This is a genomic window from Nocardia sp. NPDC003345 (assembly GCF_053589395.1).
On record NZ_JBSFRU010000021.1, the window covers coordinates 1 to 24,605 of the forward strand.

26 protein-coding genes and 1 tRNA gene are annotated in these 24,605 nt (G+C 66.5%); 11 read left to right on the plus strand and 16 right to left on the minus strand.

The genetic code is table 11. From position 1 onward, the window contains the following. Window positions 1-143: 143 nt before the first annotated feature. Together ACWDU1_RS04595 and ACWDU1_RS04600 are read right to left on the minus strand one after the other, a co-directional pair. Window positions 144-1,769, minus strand: coding sequence for an alpha,alpha-trehalose-phosphate synthase (UDP-forming) (locus tag ACWDU1_RS04595; RefSeq protein ID WP_449995928.1), 1,626 nt, complete (start codon window positions 1,767-1,769; stop codon window positions 144-146). A 116-nt stretch (window positions 1,770-1,885) separates the two neighbouring features. Further along, window positions 1,886-2,056, minus strand: a complete 171-nt coding sequence (locus tag ACWDU1_RS04600; protein ID WP_449995894.1) for a hypothetical protein — start codon at window positions 2,054-2,056, stop codon at window positions 1,886-1,888. Window positions 2,057-2,212: 156 nt separating this feature from the next. On the opposite strand from ACWDU1_RS04600, the gene ACWDU1_RS04605 reads away from it, so the two are divergent. From ACWDU1_RS04605 to ACWDU1_RS04615, 3 genes are all read left to right on the plus strand, one after another. Beyond that, window positions 2,213-3,046: an alpha/beta fold hydrolase gene (locus ACWDU1_RS04605; RefSeq protein WP_449995895.1), complete on the plus strand. Its 834-nt coding sequence runs from the start codon at window positions 2,213-2,215 to the stop codon at window positions 3,044-3,046. Between the two features lie 139 nt (window positions 3,047-3,185). Beyond that, window positions 3,186-3,416, plus strand: a complete 231-nt coding sequence (locus ACWDU1_RS04610; protein ID WP_030522889.1) for an MbtH family protein — start codon at window positions 3,186-3,188, stop codon at window positions 3,414-3,416. 94 nt (window positions 3,417-3,510) lie between these two features. Beyond that, window positions 3,511-3,585, plus strand: a tRNA-Thr gene (locus ACWDU1_RS04615). A gap of 69 nt (window positions 3,586-3,654) precedes the next feature. Here ACWDU1_RS04615 and ACWDU1_RS04620 read toward each other — a convergent pair. The 12 genes from ACWDU1_RS04620 to ACWDU1_RS04675 form a co-directional block, all read right to left on the minus strand. Beyond that, complete coding sequence (locus ACWDU1_RS04620) at window positions 3,655-4,140, minus strand: h domain protein (protein WP_449995896.1); 486 nt, start codon at window positions 4,138-4,140, stop codon at window positions 3,655-3,657. 86 nt (window positions 4,141-4,226) lie between these two features. Then, window positions 4,227-5,141, minus strand: a complete 915-nt coding sequence (locus ACWDU1_RS04625) for a hypothetical protein (protein WP_449995897.1) — start codon at window positions 5,139-5,141, stop codon at window positions 4,227-4,229. Further along, complete coding sequence (locus ACWDU1_RS04630) at window positions 5,138-6,607, minus strand: MCE family protein (RefSeq protein WP_449995898.1); 1,470 nt, start codon at window positions 6,605-6,607, stop codon at window positions 5,138-5,140. Before ACWDU1_RS04630 ends, ACWDU1_RS04625 begins: the two co-directional genes overlap by 4 nt. Further along, the gene (locus ACWDU1_RS04635) at window positions 6,604-7,863 is read right to left on the minus strand and encodes an MCE family protein (RefSeq protein WP_449995899.1); all 1,260 of its coding nucleotides are present in this window, start codon (window positions 7,861-7,863) and stop codon (window positions 6,604-6,606) included. Before ACWDU1_RS04635 ends, ACWDU1_RS04630 begins: the two co-directional genes overlap by 4 nt. After that, window positions 7,863-9,176: an MCE family protein gene (locus ACWDU1_RS04640; protein ID WP_449995900.1), complete on the minus strand. Its 1,314-nt coding sequence runs from the start codon at window positions 9,174-9,176 to the stop codon at window positions 7,863-7,865. Before ACWDU1_RS04640 ends, ACWDU1_RS04635 begins: the two co-directional genes overlap by 1 nt. Before the next feature lie 139 nt (window positions 9,177-9,315). Continuing rightward, window positions 9,316-10,377, minus strand: coding sequence for an MCE family protein (locus ACWDU1_RS04645; protein WP_449995901.1), 1,062 nt, complete (start codon window positions 10,375-10,377; stop codon window positions 9,316-9,318). Then, complete coding sequence (locus ACWDU1_RS04650; RefSeq protein WP_449995902.1) at window positions 10,374-11,399, minus strand: MCE family protein; 1,026 nt, start codon at window positions 11,397-11,399, stop codon at window positions 10,374-10,376. Before ACWDU1_RS04650 ends, ACWDU1_RS04645 begins: the two co-directional genes overlap by 4 nt. Further along, a complete protein-coding gene (locus ACWDU1_RS04655; protein WP_449995903.1) occupies window positions 11,396-12,586 on the minus strand; it encodes an MCE family protein in 1,191 nt (396 codons plus the stop codon). The genes ACWDU1_RS04650 and ACWDU1_RS04655 overlap by 4 nt, the downstream gene beginning before the upstream one ends. 105 nt (window positions 12,587-12,691) lie before the next feature. Beyond that, complete coding sequence (locus tag ACWDU1_RS04660; protein WP_449995904.1) at window positions 12,692-13,549, minus strand: MlaE family ABC transporter permease; 858 nt, start codon at window positions 13,547-13,549, stop codon at window positions 12,692-12,694. A 1-nt stretch (window position 13,550) separates the two neighbouring features. Further along, window positions 13,551-14,315, minus strand: a complete 765-nt coding sequence (locus ACWDU1_RS04665) for an MlaE family ABC transporter permease (RefSeq protein ID WP_357426294.1) — start codon at window positions 14,313-14,315, stop codon at window positions 13,551-13,553. A gap of 300 nt (window positions 14,316-14,615) precedes the next feature. Then, the gene (locus tag ACWDU1_RS04670) at window positions 14,616-15,521 is read right to left on the minus strand and encodes a 3-oxoacyl-ACP reductase (protein WP_449995905.1); all 906 of its coding nucleotides are present in this window, start codon (window positions 15,519-15,521) and stop codon (window positions 14,616-14,618) included. Window positions 15,522-15,565: 44 nt separating this feature from the next. Continuing rightward, entirely contained in the window at window positions 15,566-15,754 is a 189-nt protein-coding gene (locus tag ACWDU1_RS04675; RefSeq protein ID WP_357426290.1) for a ferredoxin, read from the minus strand. A gap of 224 nt (window positions 15,755-15,978) precedes the next feature. Here ACWDU1_RS04675 and ACWDU1_RS04680 point away from each other — a divergent pair, with 224 nt between their 5' ends. The 4 genes from ACWDU1_RS04680 to ACWDU1_RS04695 all read left to right on the plus strand — a co-directional run bounded on the left by ACWDU1_RS04680 (window position 15,979) and on the right by ACWDU1_RS04695 (window position 19,050). Further along, entirely contained in the window at window positions 15,979-17,172 is a 1,194-nt protein-coding gene (locus ACWDU1_RS04680) for an acyl-CoA dehydrogenase family protein (protein WP_449995906.1), read from the plus strand. 27 nt (window positions 17,173-17,199) lie between these two features. Further along, window positions 17,200-18,306 carry an acyl-CoA dehydrogenase family protein gene (locus ACWDU1_RS04685; RefSeq protein WP_449995907.1) on the plus strand — a complete coding sequence of 369 codons (1,107 nt, stop codon included), beginning with the start codon at window positions 17,200-17,202 and terminating at the stop codon, window positions 18,304-18,306. A gap of 77 nt (window positions 18,307-18,383) precedes the next feature. Next, window positions 18,384-18,623 (plus strand): AbrB/MazE/SpoVT family DNA-binding domain-containing protein, encoded by a 240-nt coding sequence (locus tag ACWDU1_RS04690; protein WP_449995908.1) that lies wholly within the window; start codon window positions 18,384-18,386, stop codon window positions 18,621-18,623. Next, window positions 18,613-19,050 carry a type II toxin-antitoxin system VapC family toxin gene (locus ACWDU1_RS04695; protein WP_449995909.1) on the plus strand — a complete coding sequence of 146 codons (438 nt, stop codon included), beginning with the start codon at window positions 18,613-18,615 and terminating at the stop codon, window positions 19,048-19,050. The genes ACWDU1_RS04690 and ACWDU1_RS04695 overlap by 11 nt, the downstream gene beginning before the upstream one ends. Window positions 19,051-19,632: 582 nt before the next feature. On the opposite strand, the gene ACWDU1_RS04700 is transcribed toward ACWDU1_RS04695, so the two are convergent. Then, window positions 19,633-21,279, minus strand: coding sequence for an acyl-CoA synthetase (locus ACWDU1_RS04700; RefSeq protein ID WP_449995910.1), 1,647 nt, complete (start codon window positions 21,277-21,279; stop codon window positions 19,633-19,635). Between the two features lie 62 nt (window positions 21,280-21,341). Here ACWDU1_RS04700 and ACWDU1_RS04705 point away from each other — a divergent pair, with 62 nt between their 5' ends. Next, window positions 21,342-22,124, plus strand: coding sequence for a crotonase/enoyl-CoA hydratase family protein (locus ACWDU1_RS04705; protein ID WP_449995911.1), 783 nt, complete (start codon window positions 21,342-21,344; stop codon window positions 22,122-22,124). A gap of 113 nt (window positions 22,125-22,237) precedes the next feature. On the opposite strand, the gene ACWDU1_RS04710 is transcribed toward ACWDU1_RS04705, so the two are convergent. Next, complete coding sequence (locus tag ACWDU1_RS04710) at window positions 22,238-22,654, minus strand: VOC family protein (protein WP_449995912.1); 417 nt, start codon at window positions 22,652-22,654, stop codon at window positions 22,238-22,240. A 214-nt stretch (window positions 22,655-22,868) separates the two neighbouring features. Here ACWDU1_RS04710 and ACWDU1_RS04715 point away from each other — a divergent pair, with 214 nt between their 5' ends. The 3 genes from ACWDU1_RS04715 to ACWDU1_RS04725 all read left to right on the plus strand — a co-directional run bounded on the left by ACWDU1_RS04715 (window position 22,869) and on the right by ACWDU1_RS04725 (window position 24,603). Further along, complete coding sequence (locus ACWDU1_RS04715; RefSeq protein WP_449995913.1) at window positions 22,869-23,882, plus strand: sigma-70 family RNA polymerase sigma factor; 1,014 nt, start codon at window positions 22,869-22,871, stop codon at window positions 23,880-23,882. Window positions 23,883-23,968: 86 nt separating this feature from the next. Continuing rightward, window positions 23,969-24,316 (plus strand): SAV_915 family protein, encoded by a 348-nt coding sequence (locus ACWDU1_RS04720; protein ID WP_449995914.1) that lies wholly within the window; start codon window positions 23,969-23,971, stop codon window positions 24,314-24,316. Then, complete coding sequence (locus ACWDU1_RS04725; RefSeq protein WP_449995915.1) at window positions 24,313-24,603, plus strand: hypothetical protein; 291 nt, start codon at window positions 24,313-24,315, stop codon at window positions 24,601-24,603. Before ACWDU1_RS04720 ends, ACWDU1_RS04725 begins: the two co-directional genes overlap by 4 nt. Window positions 24,604-24,605: the final 2 nt, after the last annotated feature.

Consider the following 24,605-nt stretch of genomic DNA (forward strand, 5'->3'; position numbering starts at 1 on the left):
CGGCGGAGCCGCTCCAAAATCACAGCCCCACCCTTCGCGAAGGGGGCACATCCGAACTCACCCTCCCAAAGGGTTCACTCCAACCCACCCCTTGGACGGAAACCCTGAACGAACCTCCGCGCGGAGCCGCTCCGAAATCAACTCTATTCCGGGTAGTCCTGGTCGTCCTGGTCCGCTTCGGCCATGAGGGCTTTTCCGGCCACCTGCCCTTGGGCGAGGGCGTCGAGGAAGGCCCGGGCCCAGCGGTCCACGTCGTGGGCGAGGACCTGGCGGCGGAGGGCGCGCATGCGGCGGCGGCGGGTTTCGCGGTCGTCGGTGAGGGCGGCGATGATCGCGTCCTTCACGCTGTCGAGGTCGTGGGGGTTGCACAGGTAGGACTGGCGGAGCTCGGCGGCGGCGCCGGTGAACTCGCTCAGGACCAGGGTGCCGTTGAGGCCGCTGTGGCTGGCCACGTACTCCTTGGCGACCAGGTTCATACCGTCGCGCAGCGGGGTGACCAGCATGACGTCGGCGGCCACGAAGAACGAGAGGAGTTCCTCGCGGGCGATGGGGCGGTGCAGGTAATGCACCACGGGGTAGCCGACCCGGGCGAATTCGCCGTTGATGCGGCCCACCTGGCGTTCGATATCGCCGCGCATCTGGATATAGCTCTCCACCCGTTCCCGGCTGGGTGTGGCGAGCTGCACCATGACGGTATCGGCGGGATCTATCCGCTTCTCCTCGAGCAGCTCCTCGAGGGCGTTGAGCCTGATATCGATGCCCTTGGTGTAGTCGAGGCGGTCGACGCCCAGCAGGATGTTCTTCGGACTGCCCAGTTCGGCGCGGATCTGCGCGGCGCGTTCACGCACCGAACGCCGCCGCGAATGTTCGTCCAGTCCGGCGGAGTCGATCGAGATCGGGAAGGCGCCGACCCGGACCGTGCGGAACCCGACCTGCACCACGCCCATCTTCGACCGCACCCCGACGGTGCCGCGCGAGGTGGGCTGGCCGGCGAGCCGCCGGGCAAGGTACAGGAAGTTCTGGGCGCCGCCGGGCAGGTGGAAGCCGATAAGATCGGCGCCGAGCAGGCCCTCCACGATCTCGGTTCGCCACGGCATCTGCATGAACAGTTCGACCGGCGGGAACGGGATGTGCAGGAAGAATCCGATGGTGAGATCGGGACGCAGCATCCGCAGCATCTTGGGCACCAGCTGCAGCTGGTAGTCCTGCACCCACACCGTGGCACCCTCGGCCGCCACCTTCGCGGTCTCCTCGGCGAAACGCCGGTTGACCTGCACATAGGCCGACCACCAGGCCCGGTGGTAGACGGGGCGGACGATCACATCGTGGTAGAGCGGCCACAGGGTGGCGTTGGAGAAGCCCTCGTAATAGTCGGCGACCTCTTGCGCTGCCAGCGGCACCGGATGCAGTTCCAGACCGTCTTCGACGATCGGATCCACCTCGACATCGGGCACACCGGCCCAGCCCACCCAGGCGCCGCGATTGCTGCGCAGCACCGGCTCCAAAGCGGTGACCAGGCCACCGGGGCTGCGCTTCCAGCGGGTGGAGCCGTCGGGGAGTTTTTCCAGATCCACCGGGAGCCGGTTGGCGACGACCACGAATCCCGATCCGGCCCCCCGCTCACGCAACGGCTCGGCCTCCACCGGTTCGGGGACGGCCTCGGCCGGATCGATCGGGCCGCCGACCGGCCCGGCCTCGTTCGAGGCCTGATTCTCGGACACGGCGGTGACGTTCCCGGCGGTGGTTTCTCTGGACGGCTGATCGGTCATCTGGTCCACTCACGCATCCTTTGCGCGGCGCAATACGCCATGTAGTTGTGTGGATCCGCCGACGTCGCCGTTGGCGCCGACTGCCGCATGCCCCGCCACGCGGCCCTGGACACAGCTTATTCGGTACGGCCTCCCGGGCCGATCCCCAGCATCGACAGGAGCATCCGGCATTCGTCGGCGTCGGTCGCGTAGGCGGCTACGACCCGCTGCGCCTGACGAGCGGTCTCGTCGGCGAGGGGCTCCAGTTCGTCGTCGGCGATACCATTGGCGCTGCTTTTCGCGGCCATCTCAATCCTCCCTGCAGTAACGCGTGCGTGTGAACGCCCATGGTATCTGTCCCCGGATTCGATCGCCGAGGCCGCGGTAACACGCCGTGGTAACACGGCGCGGGCCCGCGGGGCTATACCTTGGGAAGCAGAAACGATGAGGAAGGGGCCTTCAGGATGCCGTTGGCCACGGTGAACGGAATATCGCTCAACTACCAGGTCAAGGGAGACCGTTCCCAGGGCACCGACGTCAAGGGCGGCGGCCCGCTGGTGGTGATGATCATGGGCACCGGCAGTCCGGGCCGGGTCTGGGAGCTGCATCAGGTGCCGGCCCTGCTGGGCGCGGGCTACCGCGTCTGCACCTTCGACAACCGCGGCATCGCGCCGTCGCACGAGGGCACCGAGGGCATCACCATCGACCAGCTGGTGGCCGATACGGCCGGGCTGATCGAGCTCCTGGCCGAGGGCCCGGCCCTGGTGGTCGGCACCTCGATGGGCGCGCGGGTCGCGCAGGAACTCACGCTCGCCCGCCCCGACCTCGTCCGCAAGGCCGTGTTCCTGGCCGGTCACGGCCGGCTGGACCAGTTCCAGAAGACCTTGTCGCTGGGCGAGCACGAACTCGACGCCAGTGGGGTGCGGCTGCCGGCGAAATACGAGGCGGCACTGACCGCCGTGATGAATCTCTCCCCCGCCACCATGGCCAACCCGCATACCGCCCGGGACTGGCTCGACCTGTTCGAGTTCACCGGCGGCCCGGTTCCGCCCGGTATCCGGGCCCAGCGCCGGATGGATCACGATTTCGACAGGCTGAAGGCCTACCGTGATATCCGGGTGCCCTGCCTGGCCGTGGGGTTCGCCGATGACCGGATGATCCCGCCGTATCTGTCCAGGGAGGTTGCCGACGCGATCCCGGGCGGCCGGTATCAGGAGGTTCCCGACGCCGGTCATTACGGATATCTGGAGCGCCCGGACACGGTGAACAAGATCCTGCTGGATTTCTTCGCCTCGTGAGGGGAGACCCCATCGCTAACACCGGGCTTGCTAGGGTCGACACATCGTTGGGTTCGCGACACGGCAGCCGGAAACCGGCTCGCCGCGCCGGACCCGGACAGATCCCATTACATCCGCGCGAGCACCCCAGTGAGGTGAAATGAGCACCAACCCGTTCGACGACGAGGACGGCCGCTTCTTCGTCCTGGTCAACGACGAAGAACAGCACTCCCTGTGGCCTGCTTTCGCCGAGGTCCCGGCCGGCTGGCGGGTTGTCTTCGGTGAGGACAGCCGCGCAGCCTGTGTGGAGTACGTGGAGCAGAACTGGACCGATATGCGTCCGAAGAGCCTGCGCGACGCCATGGCGGCAGACGAGGCGGCCCGCAAGTAGGTTCCGGCCGGTCTCACCACCAGTTCGCCCGCTGCGCTTCATCGGAATCCGATGTGGCGCAGCGGGCGTGCCCGGTTATGATGGCTGCGCCCACGCCTCCTTAGCTCAGTGGTAGAGCACTCGCCTTGTAAGCGAAAGGTCGTCAGTTCAATCCTGACAGGGGGCTCCACAGAAAAGGCTCCATCCCAGCTGGGATGGAGCCTTTTGTGGCAGAGCTTTCCGAACCAAACCCGGCGGATCAGATCGGGGTTACCGACCCCACCAGCCACTGGCCGTCGTCCTTGTCCAGCGTGACCCGGACCCGGCTGCCGGTGGTGGCGCCCTGGGGGCTCTCCTTGCTGGTGGTCACCTGGTTCAGGAACAGCAGCACCGTGGCGTGCGCGCGGTCGGCGGTGACCACACCGCCGGCCTGGGTCGTCGCCTTGACGGTGAGTTCCTTCTCCTTGGCGCCCGGCACGATGGCCTTGTCGATCAGTTCGAGGTAGTCGGCGCGGAAGTCGGGGGTCAGGCTCTCGGCGGCCTTGGGGAGTTCCTGCTCCACCGTCTGGTGTTCGTAGGTGAAGATCGCCGATACCGTGCGCGAGGCGGCCTCCACGGCCTCGGTGCGGGAGTGTTCGGACTGGCGGTAGTCCCAGTAGCGGTAGCCGCCGATACCGGCCACCACGGCGGCCGCGACGACCACGACCGCGGTGAGGCCGAGCAGGATCTTGTTACGCAGGTTCATACCGGTCCTCTCGCGTCCCGACGCGGTCGTGCTGTTTTCCTCGGGCACGTCATCACGCTCCGCTGCCGCCTCCGGGCCCGACCCGGTCACGCCACGAACTTCACGTCGGAGGCGGTCAGGGAGCCGTCGTCGGCCCGCGACACGGTCACCCGGAAACGGTAGAACCGCTGCTGCTGATCCTGCGCGCCCGCGTTGGTGAGGGTCTGTTTCGCGGCGATCAGCACCACCGCGGAGTTCTCGTCGTCGCGCTCCACCGCGGATTCGACCACCTCGCCGGTGGAGACGACCTTGGCCTGTTTCACGATCTCGGTGAACGGATCCACGCGGCCGTCGAATTCGGTCTTGAATTCGCCCGAGGCCATGGTGAGGATCCGGTCGATATCCTCTTTGGCGGTATCGGCGCGGATGGTGGTCAGGTTGAGGATCGTCTGGCGGGCGGTCGCGACGTATTCGGCCCGGCGCTCGTCGCGCTGCTGGGTGGACTGGACGGCGACGGTCGAGACGACGGCCGCGGCGACCAGGCCGATCACCAGGACGGCGGCGGCCGCGAGTCCCGCGATCCGCTTCCACGACCGGCCGGACGCGGTATCGGCAGCGGCGGCGTCGGTGGACCCTTTCGCATCGGCCTTGTCCAGCTCGACGATGGGTTCGGCGGATACGCCGGCGTCACCGGCCACCGCGACCCGTTCCGTCGGCGCGTCGAGCTTCGTGGTGCTCGCCGCATCGGCCTCGACGGCCTTTCCGGTGGCCACCCGGACGCGCTCGGTCGGGGCATCGAGTTCCGCGGTCTCGCCGCCGCTCGTATCCGCGGCCTCGGCCGCGACCCGCACGGTGTCCGTTTCGACCTTTTCCGTGGGGGTTTCGGTCCGGTCGGCCGCCGCGTCCTCCGAGGTCTCGGCCGGAGTGCCGATCTTCTCGGTCGCGGCGGCACCCTCGGCCGGCGGACCCGCGGTCCTGCTGGACTTGCGGCGGGTACGGCGGGGGTCCTTGGTCTCGCTCATCGTTGCTGCTCCTCGAACATTGCCTGCCAATCCGCGGGTACGGTGCCCGATCCGCCGGGCGAGATATCGCCCTGACGGTAGCTGCGCCCGTCGGTTCCGGTATAGACCCCGGTGGCCGGATCGTAGGAGAGAGCGGCGGCGGGGGTGCTTGCGCCCGAGAAACTAGCAGGTGCCGGGGGTACTCCCGCAACCCCCGGGCCCGTGTCGGGCGCGGATGCCGGGGCCACTCCGGGCGCCGGCGGTTCGGTCGGCGCCACCGGCTGCGGGGGGCCGAAGGGCGGATTCGTGCCCAGCGGAACGTATCCCGTGCGGCACAGCTCCGGTGACGGGGCACGGCGGCCGGGGTATTCCATACAGGGCGTGTTGCGGATACCGCGTACAGCGGTCTTGTCGTCCTGCGGGACCTTGCAGTACAGGCCCTCAGGCGTGGGAACGGTATCGGTCTCGCTCGGGCTGCGGCGCTGATCGGGCGGCAGGAAGCCGGTGGTGCACGGCGGCGGATCGTTGAGCACCGTCATGAAGTCGACCATCGCGCCGTATTCCATGGGCCCGCGCACCGCGGTGAGCAGGGCCGCGATCAGCGGCGGATAGACCACCAGGATCTGTTCCAGGCCGGCGTGGTAGGTGACTCCCACCTGCCCGAGGCTCACCAAGTTGTTGAGCAGCAGCGGCAGGGTGGGCCGCAGGTCGGCGAACTGCTGGTTCACCGTCTGCAGGGCGGCCGGGCCGTTGGCGAGGATATTGCGCAACGCCGGGTCGTGGGCCCGCAGGGTATCGGTGACCGTGGCCAGATCCCGGGTCCACGAACGGATCGCGGCATCGGAGTTCACCTGGGTGTCCAGCAGCGGGCCGATCTGCTCGATCAGCTGTTTGGTCGGGCCGACATTGTCGTTGGCCTCCTGCACCAGCAGGGCGGCGGAATCGATGAAGCGCTGCAGATCCGGGCCGGCCCCGTTGAACGCCCGGAACGCCTCGTCGATGACCTGCCGCAGCCGGGTGTCGGCGATACTGGCCAGCAGCCGGTCGGCCTGGTCCAGCAGGGCGCCCACGTCCTGGGGCAGTTCGGTGCGGTCCACCGGGATCACGCTGCCGTCGTACAGATTCCCGTCCCCGGGATTCTGCGGCGGCACCAGATCGACGTACTGTTCGCCGATCGCCGAGACGCTGCGGACCAGCGCGGAGGAATCGGCTGGGATCTTGTAATCGCTGTCGACCGAAAGTTTCGCCGCCACGCCGGCCGGCGTCAGCCGGACCTCGCGCACCACACCGACATTCGTACCGCGGAAGGCGACATTGGCGTTCTGGTAGAGCCCGCCGGTGGCGGCCAGTTCGACGGTGACCTCGTAGCGCCCGATACCGAGCAGCGCGGGTACACCGACGTAGGTGCCGCCCATGACGGTCAGGCCGACCACGGTGAGGATCGCGAAGATCGTCAGCTGAATCTTGACGAATCGGGTGAGTTTCACGGGCCCACGCCCCCTTGCGGCTGCTGCCCGGGCAGCGGCACCGTCAGCCCGGGGATAGAGGGCAGGCCGGGGATCGGCGGCAGCCCGGGAATGGTCGGTTGCGGCTGATCGGTGGGGGTTCCGGGCGGCGGGGCCAGCGGGGTGGCCAGCGGGTTGCCCTGTTCACCGGCGGGTCCGGCGACCTGCCCGAGCGCGACCTCGACGCCGCCGAACATACCGCCGAGCCCGGTTCCGGTGAGGAAGTTGGAGTCCAGTCGCTTACCGGTCACGTCGACGGTCATGAACAGGTTCAGATAGTCGCCCTTGATCGCGCGGTCGAGGTTCTTCAGCGGGAACGGGAACGACGCGATGATCTTGAGCGATTCGGTGAGGTCGGCCCCGGTATCGGCCAGGGTCTGCAGCACCGGGGCCAGATTCGCCAGGTTCGCTTTCAGATTGTCACCGCTGGTGGCGATCAGCCGGTTCACCACATCGCTGAGCTCGCCCAGTTTGGTGATGGTGGTGGTGATGTTCTGGCGTCGATCGGCGAGCACGGTCAGCGCGGGATGGATATCCTCGATGGCCCGTTCCACCACATCGGTCTGCTCGACGAACTTGCCGCTGAGCCGGTCCAGTCCGCTCATGGCGTTGATGATGTCGTCGCGCTGGGCGTCGAGGTTGGAGATCAGATCGTTCATCTGCGGGATTAGGTCGCGGACCTCGTCCTCGTTGCCGACCAGCGCCGCGTTGAGTTCGCGGGTGATGTTCTCCAGCTGGGAGATACCGCCACCGTTGAGTACCACCGACAGCGACGACAGCACCTGCTCGGTGGTCGGGTAGACCCCGGCCCGGTCCAGCGGAATCACATCGCCGGCCGCCAGGCGGCCCTGCGGCGCGATATCGGTCGGCGGCGCGAGTTCGACGTGGTTACTGCCGAGCAGGCTGGTCTGGCCGATCTTGGCGGTGGCGTTGGCGGGCAGCACCACTGCGGGATTGAGCGAAACCGTGACCAGCGCGTGCCAGTCCTCGACCTCGATATCGGTCACCGACCCGACCGCCACATCGTCGACCCGCACCGGCGAATTCCGGGTCAGGGTGGTGACATTGGGCATCTGGATCTTGACCTCGTAGGCGCCCTCGCCGGTGCCCTCGGTGCCCGGCATCGGCAGGGAGTTCAATCCGTCGTACTGGCATCCCGTGATCGGCAGCGCGAGCGCGAGCCCGACGACCACCGCCGCGACCCGGCGCCGGGCGGCCGGCAGCTTCGGCGCGCGCATCATCGTCCTCCTCCGGGCAGGCCGGGCATCTGTGGCAGACCGGGGATCGCCAGGCCCGCGATACCGGCGGGAACCGTGACCGGTGCGGGTTCGGGCGCGGCCGGCGGGCCCACCTTCTGCGGATCCACCCGGTCGGCCAGCGACGGGTCGGTGTATTCCAGCTGGTTCGGGAAAGCGGTTACGCCGGTGGCCGGGTTGGTCATGATCGGCAGGTAGTTCATCGCCAGCGAACTGAGTACCGGGGCCAGGTATTCGGCGCAGAGATCGGCGCTGGTATCGGATTCGTTCTGTTCCAGCGCGCGTACCGAACCGCACAGGAAGCTCACCGGATCGGCGAAGTTGTTCAGCGAGATCGCGCCGGTCAGGGTGCCCTGGGCCGGTTTGTAGATCTGGTAGAAGTTCACCAGCGCGGTGGGACCGGAGTGCAGGGCCTGCTCCAGCTGCGGCCGTTTGTCGACGAGGATCTGGGTGACGTCGGCCAGCCGCTGCACACCCTCGGTGAGCTCACCGCCGCTGCTGTCCAGGAACCGCTTCACATCGCCGAGCGCGAGGTCCAGATTGTCCAGCCCGGCGCCCAGATCCTGCGAGACCCCGGCCAAGACCGAGGAAACCGACGCCAGCCGGCCGCCGAACTCCACGATCTGATCGTTGCTCTTGGACAGCACGTCCACGAACTTCTGCAGATTGCGGATGGTGCCGAACAGATCGGTGCGGCCGTCGGACAGCGTGGTCAAGGTCGCGGACAGCTCGTGCAGGGTGGCGCGGAAGGCGTCGCCGTTACCGTCGAGGTTGTCCGCGGCGGTATCGACGAACCGGCCGAAGGAGCCCTGCGGATCGTCACCGACCGGTCCGAGCGCGGTGGACAGTTTGTTCAGTTCGGTTTTGATGTCGTCCCATTCCACCGGGACGGCGGTGCGCTCGAGCGGGATCTCGGCGCCGTCACCGAGGGTGTCGCCGCCGGTGTAGGCGGGCGCGATCTGGATGAACCGGGCCGATACCAGCGAGGGCGCGATGATGACGGCCCGCGCGTCGGCGGGCAGGTCGACGCCGCCGTCGACCGACATCGTCACCTTCACCTGATCCTTACCCGGTTCGATGCTGTCGATCTTGCCGATCGGCACGCCGAGCACCCGCACGTCGTCGCCCGGGTACAGGCCGCTGGTGGAGGTGAAATAGGCGGTGATCTCGTTCTTGGTGATCCGCTGGAACGCCGTGTACCCGCCGAAGGCCACCAGCGCCACCACCAGGACACCGGCGACGATCGCGACCCATTTGCCGGAAACGGACCGGACCTTGTCCATCACACTCGTCATCGGGTGCTCCTCGAATGAGGTTCATGTGGTCCGCGGAAGACGTGGCGAAGGCCGAGGTTCCGCGGTGGCACGCCTCCTCGAAGCGCGAACATGCGGTCCGCGGAGGCCGCAGCGAAGGCGGAGGTATCGCAGTATCGCATCATCGCGGCGGCTCCTCTGCCGACGGTCCGATCTTGGGACCGGGCTCGAACATGTAGGCGCGCAGCGATTCCGGCAGATGCTGTGGCCAGACCAGCGCGTCGACCAGGGGATGCAGGGTCTCACTGCTGGCGTTGACGACGTAGGCGTTGAAGTAGGGCCCGCTGCCGACCTGTTCGCCCAGTGCGGCGGCGAAGGGGCCGAGGCCGTCGAGCGCGCCGGTGAGGTTGTCCCGGTTGCGTTGCAGCAGGTCCAGGACCGAGTTGAGTTTGTCCAGCGCCGGCTGCAGTTGCCCCTCGTTGTCGTGCACCAGGCCCGACAACTGCTGGGCGAGCGCGTTGACGTAGACGATCATCTGGCTGATCGCGGTACGTCGCCGGTCCAGTTCGCCGAGCAGCTGATTACCGTCCACCAGCAGCCCGTTGATGGCGTCGGCGCGGTCGGCCAGGATCTTGGTGACATTCTGGGCGCGGGTCAGCAGATCCTGCAGTGCCTGGTCGCGGGCGTTGATGGTGCGCGACAGCGCCGTGACACCGTCGAGCGCCGAACGCAGCGGCGCGGGAGTTTCCGCGAAGGCGGCCGAGAGCGCGTCCAACGTCTGGTCGACCTTCTGCAGGTCCAGATCCTGGACCGTACCGGCCAGATCGCCGAGTGCCTCGTTCAGCGAATACGGCGAGGTGGTGCGGTCGAGCGGAATGGTGTCGGAGATGGTCAGCTCGCCGTCGCCGGCCGGGCTCACCGACAGCGATTTCCGGCCGAGCACGGTGTTGGTCTTGATGGCGGCGGCGGTCTTGTCGCCGAGCACGATCGATTCGTTCAGGCTGAACCGGACCAGCACCTGCGCGCCGTCCAGGCTCACATCCTCGACCTTGCCCGAGCGAACCCCCGCGACCTCGACATCGTCGCCGGTCACCAGCCCGCCGGCATCGGCGAAGTACGCGGTGAACACGGCGCCGCCGCGGATGAACGGCAGCCGCTCGAATTGCAGGGCCGACAGCGCCACCGCCACGGCCAGCACCAATCCGACGACACCGATGGTCACCGCGCGCGATTCCTGTTTCATTCGCTGGCACACCTTCCGGTCGTCTGCTCACCGGGCAGTTCGAGCAGCAGCGGTTTCCCGTCCGGACCGTCGATCAGGAAGTTGGTCCGGCAGACGTAGAGCTGCAGGAACGAACCGTAGGAACCGATGCGAATCAGCTTGCGGTAGGTGGCGGGCAGTTTGTCCAGCACCCACTGCACAGTGTCCGAACCGTTGTCGAGATTGGTGGCCAACCGGCCGGTCTGGGCGATGGTGGCGGCCAGGTCCGGTCGCGCCTGGGCGAGCAGATCGGTGGTCGCCAGGGTGGCGTCGGCGATCCGCGGCAGCGCGGCGCCGATCGGGTCGCGGTCGGCGGCCAGACCACTCACCAGCCGGTGTAGTTCGTCGATGGTCGTGGCGAACTGGTCGCCTCGGTCGTCGATGGTCTTCAGGACCGCGTTCAGGTTGTCGATGACACTGCCGATGAGGGCATCGCGGTCGGCGAGCGTTTTGGTGAACGACCCGCCGCTGTTGAGCAGTTCGACGAGTGTGCCGCCCTGACCCTGGAAGATCTGCAGCAGCGCATTGGTCAGATCGTTGACCTGGGCCGGGTCCAGGCCGCGCAGCAGTGGTTTGAACCCGCCCAGCAGCATGTCCAGATCCAGCGCGGGCGCGGTCCGGTCCAGGCCGATGGTGCCGCCCTTGCTCATGGGTTCGGCCGCGCCCGGGCCTTCCATGAGTTCCAGGTAGCGGTCGCCGACCAGATTCTCGTACCGGATGGTGGCCCGGGTGCTGGTGAGCAGCTTGTACTTCGTATCGACGTCGAACTCGACGTGGGCGTGGTACTCGTCGTCGACCTCGACCGACGACACCGATCCAACGGGTACGCCCGCGATACGCACCTTGTCGCCCGGCAGCATGCCCGACGCCGTGGTGAAGACCGCGTTGTAGCCGGTCTCGCTGGAGAAACGCATCTGCGAGAACACCACGGCGAGTCCGGCGAAGACCAGGGTCATCACCAGTGTGAAGATCGCGAGCTTGACGGTGGTTGCGGTGTTCTTCATGGCTGTCCCACCCCCGGGAGTCCGGCGAACAGCACCTGGAAGACCTTGGGCGCGTTCAGGCCGACCTTGGTGGACGGGGTGTACGGATGACCTTCGGAGGTATCGGTGACCACATAGGTGGAATGACTGTCGGGTACCCGATCGAGGATTCCACCGCATCGCGGACCACCGGTCGCGTTCACCTTCGGCAGATCGTTCGGGAAGGTGTAGGGCGCGATGGCGGTCATGAAGCCGGTATTCAGAGCCACACCCTCCTGTCCGCCGCCGAATACCGCCTCACCGAACGGCAACGCCTTGGCGGAGCCGCTGACCAGGCAGAACAGCGCGTCTTGGTAGCTGTTGAGCAGTTCACTCGTCGGCCGGAGCAGATCCAGCGCGGTACCTATCGGGGCTTCGTTCTCGTGCAGCGTCGCTCCGGTGGTATCGGCCAGGCCGGTGAGGTCGGCCAGCAGCGAATCGATATCGGATTCGGATTCGGCGACGGTCCGGCTGCTGACGGTGGCGCCGTCGACGGTGCGCAGCAGGTCGCCGGAGACATCGGCGTACAGGTTGGTCACCGTGGCGGTGGTGCTCAGATCGCGCTGCAGCGTCGGCATGGACGGGTTGATCTCCCGCAGCAGCGCGTCGCTGTTCACCAGTAACTGGCCGAGGGTCTCGCCGCGGCCCTGCAGGGCCGTGCCCAGCGCCGTCATCGTGGCGTTCAGTTTCTCCGGCTCCACGTCGGCCAGCACATCGGTGAGGTGCTGGAACATGGTGTTGAACTCCACCGTCACCCGGTCGGCGGTGAGACGCGCGCCGGGTTCGAGTGACTGGTTCTCGGGTTCCTGCGGGAGCACGAAGTTGATGTACTTGGCGCCGAACACCGTGGTCGATCGGATATCGACGGTGACGTTGGCGGGCACCAGGTCGAGTTTGTCGGGATCGAGCGCCAGCCGCAGATCGGTGCCCTCGTCGGTACGTTCCATGGCCGCGACCCGCCCGATCTGGACGCCGCGCACCTTGACCTTCGCGTCCGGATCCAGCACCAGCCCGCTGCGCGGGGCACTGACCGTCACCGTGACGCTGGGCGTGAACCCACCGAAGAAGAAGGTCAGGGAAATCGCTACAGCCGCAACCACACCCAGCACCATCGCGGCACCGGCCAGTTTGAGCCCGGCGGTCCGCTGGAACACGACCCAGCGGCTCATCGGACGCGGCGGCGCCAGGGGCTCTCCGGTACCGCGGGACGACCCACCCGCGGTCCCGGCCGGCACCCCGGCGCGCGTACCTCTCATCATCTCGGTCATCGGCGCCTATCCGGAAAGGTTGAAGTTGCCGGAAGTGCCGTAGACGGCCAGCGAGACCAGCAGGGTCACGGTGACCACCGCGACCAGCGAGCTGCGCACCGCGTTGCCCACGGCCACGCCGACCCCGACGGGGCCGCCGGCCGCGGTGTAGCCGTAATACGTATGGATCATCATCACCGCCAACGCCATCAATATGGCCTGGGCGAACGACCACAGAATGTCGCTCGGAATTAGGAATGTGGAGAAGTAATGGTCGTAGACACCCGCGGACTGCCCGTAGATCACCACGGTCGCGAAACGGCTGGCGACGAAGGAGGCGATCACCGCCAGGGCATACAGCGGCACGATCGCGATCATGCCCGCGAGTACCCGGGTGCCGACAAGGTAGGGAATGGGCCGGATGGCCATGACTTCCAAGGCGTCGATCTCCTCGGCCACCCGCATGGCGCCCAGCTGCGCGGTCGACCCCGCCCCGATGGTGGCGGCCAGGCCGATCCCGGAGATCACCGGCGCCGCGATACGGACATTGAGGAACGCGGCGAAGAAGCCGGTCAGCGCCTCGACACCGATATTGCCGAGTGAGCTGTAGCCCTGTACGGCGATGGTGCCACCGGAGAACAGGGTCAGAAATCCGACGATCACCACGGTTCCGCCGATGACCGCGAGCGCGCCGGTGCCCATGCTGATCTCGGCGATGAGCCGGATCGTCTCGGTGCGGTAGTGCACGATCGCGCGCGGCATCGAGCCGATTGCCTTGCCGTAGAAAACGGCCTGTTTGCCGAGATCGTCGAGAGCGTTGGACCAGCGGCGGAAGCGACGTGCGACTTTGGGGAAGCGGGACTGCAGGATCACCGAGGCCGACATATCACCGCACCGCGAATTTGAGGCCGACGGCGGTGACCACGACATTCACCACGAACAGCGCCATGAAGGCGAAAACCACTGTCTGGTTCACCGCGTCACCGACACTCTTTGGACCACCTTTGACGTTCAAACCCAGATAACAGGCGACCAGTCCGGCGATGAGACCGAAGAGGCCCGCCTTGACCGCGGAGATGAGCAATTCGGGCAGATGGGTCAGCAACGTGATGCCGTTGACGAACGCACCCGGGTTCACATCCTGCAGGTACACCGAGAACAGGAACCCGCCCACGATGCCGATGGTGCACACCAGGCTGTTCAGCAGCAGCGCGACGAACATCGAGGCCAGCACCCGCGGTACCACCAGCCGGTGGATGGGGTCGATACCGAGCACCTTCATGGCGTCGATCTCTTCCCGGATCGTCCGGGCGCCGAGGTCCGCGCAGATGGCGGTGGCGCCGGCACCGGCCACGATGAGCACGGTGACGATGGGCCCCACCTGGGTCACCGCGCCGAAGGCGGCGCCCGCGCCACTGAGGTCGGCGGCGCCGATCTCACGCAGCAGGATGTTGAGGGTGAAGCTCACCAGCACGGTGAAAGGTATCGCCACCAGCAGTGTCGGGATGATGGACACGCGCGCGACGAACCATGACTGATCGATGAACTCGCGCATCTGGAAGGGCCGGCGCAGACTGGCCCGGGCCACCGAGGCGGCGAGTTCGAAGAATCCGCCGACGGCCCGCAATGGGACGGCAAGGACCTCGTTCACTATGGATCCTCCTTGCCTAACTGCTGGTCCCGCTGGCGGCAGGCCGGGGCACACCCGGCGCAATGCCCCGCTAAGTAGAACACGTTCATTTCCTATGTGGGGCCATTTTGAGGCTTGTGAACTGGAAACTTGTCGCAATCCCAGACACCGAGACTGAAACACGATTCATACCGTTCGAGCATCATTGTGTGAGGCCGAGCACAGTTCCGACCCCTTGTTTACCAATGACTGGACGGTTGTTCAACTCGCCACGGGCGAGTCCCGGGACAATATCCCGGCACCCGCCCGAGGCGGACCCGATCAACCCAATTCGTGCAGTGCCGTCGCAGAGAAGGTACGACCTTCCGCGCGGTCGGCGAAGTAACCGGTCAGCGTGGTGGCCAGATCGTCATCAGACCATTGCGAACCCGCAGCGTCGAAGCGCTGCTCGACCTCGGGCGCGGCCATCAGCGCGACCATCGGCCCATAGACCACGAAGACCTGCCCGTTCACCTTTTCGGCGGACGGCGAGGCCAGATAGGCGACCAAGCGCGCCACATGCTCGGGCGACAACGGATCGACCTCGCCCTCGGGGGCCGCGCTGAAAACCTGTTCGGTCATCGCGGTCCGCGCCCGCGGGCAGATGGCGTTCGCGCGGACCCCGAAGCGATTCAGCGCCCGGGAGGCCGACAGCGTCAGCGCCGTGATTCCGGCCTTCGCGGCCGCGTAGTTGGCCTGCCCTTCCGGTCCCAGCAAACCGGCTTCGGAAGAGGTGTTGACAATCCGTCCGTAGACCGGCGCGCCGGCTTCCTTGGATTTGGCGCGCCAGTAGGAACCCGCATTGCGCGTCAGCAGGAAATGCCCACGCAGATGCACGGCGAGGACCGCGTCCCAGTCCTCGTCGGCCATATTGAACAGCATCTTGTCGCGGGTGATCCCCGCGTTGTTGACCACGATGTCCAGGCTGCCGAACGCTTCGGTAGCGGCGGTGACCAGCGCATCGGCGGTGGACCGCTCGGCCACGCTGCCGGCGACGAACTCCGCCTTCGCCCCGAGGGCGCGGATCTGTTCCAGCGTCTCGGTCACGGCGTCGGATTCGGCGAGATCGTTGATCACCACCGAGGCGCCGGCGGAGGCCAGCGCGAGCGCTTCGGCCTTGCCGAGGCCCGCACCCGCTCCGGTCACGATCGCAACCCGCCCGGCAAGGCTGTTATCTGTATCGCTCACCGGGCCGACTCTAGAACGTGTTCTTATTCACGGCAAGAGCCGATTCACAGCAACTTCAATGCCGCTTTCGGGCATTGGGCGACCGCCTCGGCAACCTGCGACTCCTGATCGGGCGCGACCTCACCCTCGGCGACGTGCAACATATCCTCGTCATCGAGTTCAAACACGTCGGGAGCGATTCCCGCGCAGATTCCGTTCGCTTCGCACTGGTCGAAGTCAACACTGACCTTCATGGAAACTCCTTTTCCCGCCCGCTACCGCAAGCCTAACAAGCGGCAGCCACCGGGACTGGCTACATGGGCTGATTACCCCTCAATACTGGAACATGTTTCAGTGCATATGCAATGATCGGAGCAAGGTATCGGAGATCCTTTCCGCGCTCCCGGCGGGTGAGCGCGGCGCGATCTCACGTCCAGGCCCATCTCAAACCCGAAGAACGAAGGCTCGAGGTACCGCTATGCGCATCGCGTATACCCCGGAACATGAAAAGCTACGCGCCGAACTTCGCGACTACTTCGCGCGGCTGATCACTCCCGAACGGCGGGCGGCGCTCAGCTCCCAGACCGGCGAATACGGCGAGGGCAATGTATACCGCGAGGTCGTGGCGGAGATGGGTCGCGACGGCTGGCTGGCGCTGGGCTGGCCCGAGGAATTCGGCGGCCAGAACCGGCCCATGCTGGACCAGCTGATCTTCACCGACGAGGCCGCCATCGCCGGCGCCCCGGTGCCCTTCCTGACCATCAACTCGGTGGCGCCGACGATCATGCACTACGGCAGCGAGGAGCAGAAGAAATTCTTCCTGCCCAAGATCGCCGCGGGTGATCTGCACTTCGCCATCGGCTACTCCGAACCCGGCGCCGGCACCGACCTGGCGAGCCTGCGCACCACCGCGGTCCGCGACGGCGACGACTACGTGATCAACGGCCAGAAGATGTGGACCAGCCTCATCGCCTACGCCGATTACATCTGGCTGGCGGTGCGCACCGATCCCACCGCCAAGAAGCACAAGGGCATCAGCATGCTGATCGTGCCCACCACCGCCGAGGGCTTCTCCTGGACCCCCGTGCACACCATGGCCGGACCGGATACCAGCGCCACCTACTACCAGGACGTCCGCGTGCCGCAGACCTCGCTGGTCGGCCCGGAGAACGGCGGCTGGCCGCTGGTCACCAACCAGCTCAACCACGAGCGGGTCGCCCTGACCTCGGCCGCCGCGCTGCAACTCGCGCTGGCACAGACCACGGCCTGGGCCAAGGAGACGAAGGCGGCCGACGGCTCCCGCGTCTTCGACCGCGAATGGGTCCAGCTGAACCTGGCCCGGGTGCACGCCAAGGTCGAATACCTGAAGTTGATGAACTGGGAGATCGCCAGCCGGGTCGACGCCGGTGGCGACGCCGCTCCGCGCCCGTGGGACGCCTCGGCCTGCAAGGTCTACGGCACCGAACTGTCCACCGAGGCCTACCGCCTGCTGATGGAGGTCCTCGGACCCCAGGCCTCGCTGAGGCAGGACTCCCCCGGTTCGGTACTGCGCGGCCGGCTCGAGCGGATGCACCGCGCCGCCCTGATCCTGACCTTCGGCGGCGGCACCAACGAGGTGCAGCGCGACATCATCGCCATGACCGCCCTGAAACAGCCCGCCTCCGGCCGCTGACCCGCCCGACTCCACGAGGTACTCACCATGGATTTCACTCCCACCGAAGCCCAGTCGGATCTGGCCCGCCTCACCGGCGAGGTCTGCGACAAACTGGTCACCGCCGACCGCCTGCGCGAACTGGACGGCGGTACCGCCAAGTTCGACGAACCGCTGTGGAAATCACTCGCCGAGACCGGGGTGCTGTCGGCCGCGCTGCCCGAGGATGTGGGCGGCAGCGGATTCGGTTCGCTCGAGCAGACCGCGATCCTGCGCGAACTCGGCAAGGCCGTCGCCTCCGTCCCCTACCTCTGGTCGGTCGTCCTGGGCGCGGGCGCCCTGGCCGAGTTCGGTTCCGCGGACCAGAAGAAACTCGCCGCCGACGCCGCCGCGGGAACCGCGATCCTGACGGTCGCGCTGGCCGAGGAACACAACTGGGAACCGGCCCGCCCCACCACCACCGCCACCGAGACCGGCGACGGCTGGCGCGTGACCGGCACCAAGACCACGGTCCCGGTGGCAGATCGCGCGGCGCGAATCCTGGTGCCCGCCTCGGTTTCCGGAGTCGCGGCCGTCTTCCTGGTCGACCCTTCCGCCGAATCCGTCACTGTGACCGCCCAGCAGGTGACCGACCGCGGCGCCGAATCGCTGGTCGAGTTCACCGACGCCCCGGCCGAACTCGTGGGCACCGTGGACGACGGCGCCCGGATCCTGGACTGGCTGCTCGACCGGGCCTGGCTGGGCCTGGCCGCGACCCAGCTCGGCACCCTCGAACGCTCCCTGGAACTGGTCTCCGGCTACGGCCGCGAACGTGAGCAGTTCGGCCGCGCGGTCGGCAGCTTCCAGGCCGTGGCCCAGCGCCTCGCGGACAGCTATATCGCCATCCAGGGCCTGCGGCTGACCGTCACCCAGGCGGCGTGGCAGCTCGCGGAGGGCCTGGACGCGACGGGCGCCGTGCACACCGCGAAGTTCTGGGCCGCCGAGGCCGGCCACCAGGTCGCCCACACCCTGGTCCACGTGCATGGCGGCGTCGGCATCGACCGCGACCACATCGTGCACAACTACTTCACGGCCGCCACCCGCAACGAGTTCGCCCTGGGCGGAGCCACCAACCACCTGCTCCCCCTGGCCCAATTCGTTCCGGAATCGGCCTGATCTCGTACCCGGTCGAGTGGTATCACCGCGCGTAGTATTACGTAGTACACGTATTACGTAAGACAGGAGAGCGCGCGGTGATACTCAACAGCAAAGGCCAGGTCACCATCCCCGCCGCGTTACGCGCGAAGTTCAACCTGCGCGAGGGCGACGACGTCGAGGTGGTCGAGGTCGACGGCGCGCTCCGGATCATCCGCAACGCCGACACCCCTACCCGGGGCCAGCGGTTGGTCGACCGGATGCGCGGTACCGCCGACAGCAAAGCCGTCGAGGGTATGAGTACCGACGAGATCATGGAACTCCTCCGTGGCGACTAACGTGCGCCCGATCGGCGGGCCGACGACACTCGTCGACTCCTGCGTACTACTCGATATCCTGACCGATGATCCGAAGTGGGCCCAGTGGTCGGCCGACCGACTCAGCGAGGCGGTCGACTTCGGCCGCGTGGTGATCAATCCGATCGTCTACGCGGAGGTTTCGGTCGGCTACGAAGCAGTCGAAATGCTGGACCGGGTGCTTCCCGCCGACGACTTCATCCGGGAACCACTCCCGTTCCGGGCCGGTTTCCTGGCCGGTAAGGCGTATCAACGCTACCGCCGAAACGATGGCACGAAGCGCTCCCCGATGCCCGACTTCTACGTCGGCGCACACGCCGCGGTGGCCGGCTACCGGCTACTCACCCGCGACGAGCAGCGTTTCAGGGGCTACTTCCCGACAGTGGACCTGATTGTCCCGGCGCACTGAGTTCGATCGACCAAAAAGCCCAGCTGACTCAGGCGAGCCTGCGATTCAGCTCGGCGCTTATCACCAACACGTGGTCGGCCGCTTGCTCGAACAGCTGCGAACACTCATCGGCATCTCGCGAGTGTGGGTCATCGTCGAATATCTCCATGATCCTCCCTCGATTCGCTCAGGCCGGAATCAGAATCGACCGAAAGGCCGAGGACGGCACCACAGTACGACGACTCTTTGCTGCCGAAAAGCAGTGTAGGGCGATCGAGTGGTTCCGTATTCTTCCACCATGGCGGCCGACGCCCGAGTAACACCGGTTCATCATGCGAGCGAGAAGCTCGGACAGGAGATCGCCTTATCCGAGGGCGGTCGAGTAGTGCATCCGACCCCGTACGACCGCACACATACCGCGGCCGCACCGGAAGGGATAACGGCCGCGGACGGTGCGGTCCGGGAACTGGCGAAATTGTTCGCCGGACGGCACCGACCGCTTCTGGTCCGGTTGGCCCGATAATCGACGCCGGTAGCCGATACTCGCTCTCGGGCTGCCTGAGGGTCCACAAATCGTCCGGCAGACCCTCACCCCGCTCCGATCTAGGAACCGTTGCCCGCCGACCCGTGCTCGTCGGCGTCACGCTCCTCGGTCTGCGCCTTGGCCCACTTGTAGTCGGGCTTACCGGCGGGCGACCGCTTGATCTCGTCGACGAACCAGAGGCTGCGCGGCATCTTGTATGAGGAGATCTCCTGGGTCAGGATCGGGCGCAACTCTTCCAAGGTGGGACGCTTGCCGCCGCGACACTGCACCACTGCCGCCACCCGCTGGCCCCAGCGCTCGTCCGGGACGCCGACCACCAGCGCGTCGAAGATCTCGGGATGGCATTTCAGCGCGCCCTCGACCTCTTCGGGGTAGATCTTCTCGCCGCCGCTGTTGATGCTCACCGAACCGCGGCCGAGCATGGTGACGGTGCCGTCCTCCTCGACCCGGGCCCAGTCGCCGGGGATCGAATAGCGGACACCGTCGTACTCCTTGAACGTGGCCGCGGTCTTCACCGGGTCGTTGTAGTACCCGATCGGGATATGACCCTTGCGGGCCAGCACACCGGTCTGGCCGGAGCCGGGGACGACCGGTTTACCGTTCTCGTCGATGACCGCGGTGGAGGCGTCGATCTTCACCCGCGGACCGCCGGTATGGGTCGCGCCCTTGGCAGCGATCGAGATACCGCCGAAACCGGTCTCCGAGGAGCCGATGGAATCGGTGATGACCGTGTTGGGCAGCAGGTCGATGTACTCGTCCTTGAGCGCGGGCGAGAACAGCGCCGCACTGCTGGCCATCGCCCACAGGCTGGCGTGCTGGTAGGAATCCCCCGTTTCCGGGTGACCGGCCTTCAGCGCGTCCAGCATCGGGCGGGCCATGGCGTCACCGGTGATGAAGATCATGTTGATGCCGTGCGAATCCACCGCCTGCCAGACGGTATGCGCGTCGAACTCCGGGATCATGATGGTTTTGCCGCCGTCGAACAGGCCGTGGAAGACCGCGGTCTGCGAACCACCGTGGATCAGCGGCGGGATCGGGTAGCGCACCATCTGGCCGCCGGCCGCACCGTTCTTGGCCTGCTGCCATTCGTCCTGCACGTACTCGCCGGTCATGAAGTTGATGCCGCCGCCGAGCACCCGCCACCAGTCCTCGTGACGCCACATGACGCCCTTGGGCATACCGGTGGTGCCGCCGGTGTAGATCATGAAGATGTCGTCGTTGGAGCGGTCGCCGAAATCGCGTTCGCCCGACGATTCCGCCAGCGCCGTTTCGAAATCCACCGCGTCCGCGGGAGTCGCGGCGTCGGTGCCGTCGTCGACGATCAGGACCGTCTTCAGGTGCGGAACCTTCGGCCGGACATTCACCACTTTGTCGGTGTAGCGGCGCTCATGGATCAGCGCCACCATGTCCGAATTCTCGAAGATGTACTGCAACTCGTTCTCGACGTAGCGGAAGTTGACGTTGACCATCACCGCCCGCGCTTTGAACACCGCCAGCATCGAGGTCACGGCCTCGATGGTGTTGCGCGAGTAGATACCGACCTTGTCACCCGGCTGGACGCCATGTTCCTGCAGGTAGTGCGCAAGCCGGTTCGCCCTGTCCTCCAGTTGGGCGAAGGTCACCGAGCGGTGGTCGTCAGCCAGCGCAACCCGGTCCGGCACAAGATCGATGGTGTGTTCGACGAGGTCGGCTATGTTGTACGTCACAAGGTCAAAAATAGAACGTGTTACTGTTTCTGGCAAGGGTCCGAGTAACAGGAGAAACAACGATGCCTCAATGCCTCGTCGAGAAGCGCGGCCACGTCCTCATCGTCACCATGAATCGCCCCGAGGCGCGCAACGCGCTCTCCACCGAGATGATGGCGATCATGCGCGACGCCTGGGATCAGGTCGACAGCGATCCGGATATCCGGGTCGCCATCCTCACCGGCGCGGGCGGGGCCTTCTGTGCGGGCGCCGATCTCAAGGGTATGACGCAGCAGCATCCTGGTGACTCGTTTGCGGGAGGTGGCTGGGATCTGTCCAAGATCGAGGCGCTACTGAAGGGCCGGCGGCTGACCAAACCGCTGATCGCCGCCGTCGAGGGCGCGGCCATCGCCGGCGGTACCGAGATCCTGCAGGGCACCGATATCCGGGTGGCCGGCGAAAGCGCCAAATTCGGTGTTTCCGAAGCACGCTGGGGCCTGTTCCCGCTGGGCGGCTCCGCGGTCCGGCTGGTCCGCCAGGTCCCCTACACCGTCGCCGCCGATATCCTGCTGACCGGTCGCCACCTCAGCGCCGCCGAAGCCAAGGACATCGGCCTGATCGGCCATGTGGTGCCCGACGGCCAGGCCCTGGACAAAGCCCTCGAACTGGCCGAACTGATCGCCGCCAACGGCCCGCTCGCCGTCCAGGCGATCCTGCAGACCATCCGCGACAGCGAATGCGTCCCCGAGGAAGAGGCGTTCCAGATCGACGCCAAGCTCGGCATGGCGGTCTTCCAGTCCGCCGACGCCAAGGAGGGCCCGAAGGCGTTCAAGGAGAAGCGCAAGCCCAACTTCAGCGGTAAATAGGCCTTCACGCCCCGGACACGCGCTCGGCCGGACTCCGCCCCGGCACCGGACCGCGCGACCCGACGCCGACCGCCCCGGCCGACCTCGTCGACCGGGGCGTTCGGTTGCCGGCGCTACGCGCCGGGGTAGTCCATGTAGAACGGCTCCCACTGGTGGCCGTCGGGATCCAGGAACGTACGTCCGTGCATGCCGACCTGCGCCTCCTGCGCCTGTTTATCGGCATTGACCTCCTCGGTGCCACCCGCGGCCACCGCGGCCTCGGTCAGCCGGTCGACCTCCTCGGCACTACCCAGCGACAGGGCATAGGCGGCGCCGGTGGCCGCCACGGTATCGGCGATCGGCCGACGGCTGAACATCTTGAAGTGCTCGTGGGTGAGCAGCATCAGGCAGATGTTGTCGTCGACGACGATGCAGGCAGCGTTGTCGTCGGTGAAATCGTCGTTGACCTTCCAGCCCAGCGCCTCGTAGAAGCTCTTCGAGCGCCCCAGTTCGGTAACGGGCAGATTCACGAAGATCATCTTGCTGCTCATGGTTCGGTCCTTTCGAGAATGTGGTCTGTGTTCGCCGGCCGCACACGTAGAGACGCGGGCCGGTTCCGGAACTAATCGGCGCCCCCGAAAAATCTCCGGGACCCCCGGCGTGGCCCTCCCGCCTGTGGCCGCTGAAGCCCCCTGATGCACCTGTGATAACCCGCGCGAACTGCGTGTTTCATCCCCTGTTCAGATGTCGGTGGGCTATGCCAGCATGGCACCCATGAGCGAGCAGACCGGCACCGTCGATGCCGATGTACTGAGATCCTTCGAGGCGCACAGACGCGAACTCTGCGCCTACGCCTACCGCATGCTGGGGTCGTCCTTCGAGGCCGAGGACGCCGTCCAGGACGCCTTCACCCGCGCCTGGAAGTCCTACGATTCCTTCGAGGGCCGGGCCAGCCTGCGATCCTGGCTCTACAAGATCACCACCAATATCTGTCTGGACATGCTCGACGGCCCTCAGCGCCGGGCCCGTCCGATGGACCTGTCGAGCCCCTCGACACCGGACAAACCACTCGGCCCGCCGCAACCGGACTACGTCTGGGTGGAACCCATCCCCAACTCGCTCGCCTTCGGTTCCGACCCCGCCGACCACGTGTCCGCCAAGGACAGTCTCCGCCTCGCCTTCGTCGCCGCCTGCCAGCATCTGCCCGCCACGCAGCGCGCCATCCTGATCATGCGCGAGGTCCTGCGGTTCTCCGCCAACGAAACAGCCGAAGCGCTCACCATGAGCACGGCGTCGGTGAACAGCGCCCTGCAGCGCGCCCGCGCCACCATGAGCAAGGTGCAGCCCGCCGATACCGACAGCTACGACGAAACCGATTCCGACCAGCGCAAACTCATCAACGATTTCGTCACGGCGTTCGAGGCATACGATATGGACGCCCTCACCACACTGCTGAAAACCGATGTGGCGCTGTCCATGCCGCCCTTCGATCTCTGGATCTCCGGCCCGGAGAACGTGGCCGCCTTCATGCTCGGCACCGGCGCGGCCTGCCGCGGCTCGCGAATGGTCCCGCTGCCCGGCGCCAACGGCCACCCCGCCTTCGGCCACTACAAACCCAGCGGCGAACCGGGGCGCTGGGTGCCGTGGTCGATCACGGTGCTGGAGATGCGGGACGGCGAAATCGCCGGCCTCAACTTCTTCCTCGACACCGACCGGCTCTTCCCGCTCTTCGACCTGCCGCCGGAGTGGGTCGAGGAGGCGGTGGGCGAACCCGCCTGAAACGAAAGCGGGCCGAGGTAACACCCTCGGCCCGCTCTCGTTTGAAGGCTCGCTGACCAACGCGGAGACCGACTAGCATGCGGCACATGAACGAGTTCGGTACTACGGCCGCGATTGAAACCGGCCGCAGCCAGTTCGGTCAGGGGGGCACACCTCTTCCGAAGAATTTCCCACCCGTTGTCTACTTGCCGGTCTTGGCAGAAGTACAGCAGGTCGCGGACGCACAGATCATGTTGCGCCGGATGCGCGACGGCCGTGTGGCCTGTCTGGCATATTCGGCACTCGATCGACTGCTGACCTCTTGCGGCGAAGATCAACCCTGGATGTGGACCCCGACCGTGGCCCTCGATGCACTACAACAGGCACGACCGTTCGATGTCCTGCTCCTCGATGTCTACATTCCGGAGGAGAACCGGAGGTACCCGCGCGCATGACCGACCTGTATATCGACCAGGATTCGCTGGCAACGATAGTAAGCACGCTGGCGACCTCCAGCACCGAACTCGATGCAACGAACGACAAGACCCCGGATACTTTGGATGCCGGCACGGTGACCCCGTCCGTCCTTGCGATCCTGTCAGTTCTGATGGACGGCGCCGGCCAGCTCGTTGTTGGAATGGCGGCAAGTAGCAGTGCGGTAGCGGACGCCGCCGCGAAGTACAAAGAGCAGGACGATACGACAGCCGATACGGTGATCCGGCAAACGTGGACGGTGGTCTGACC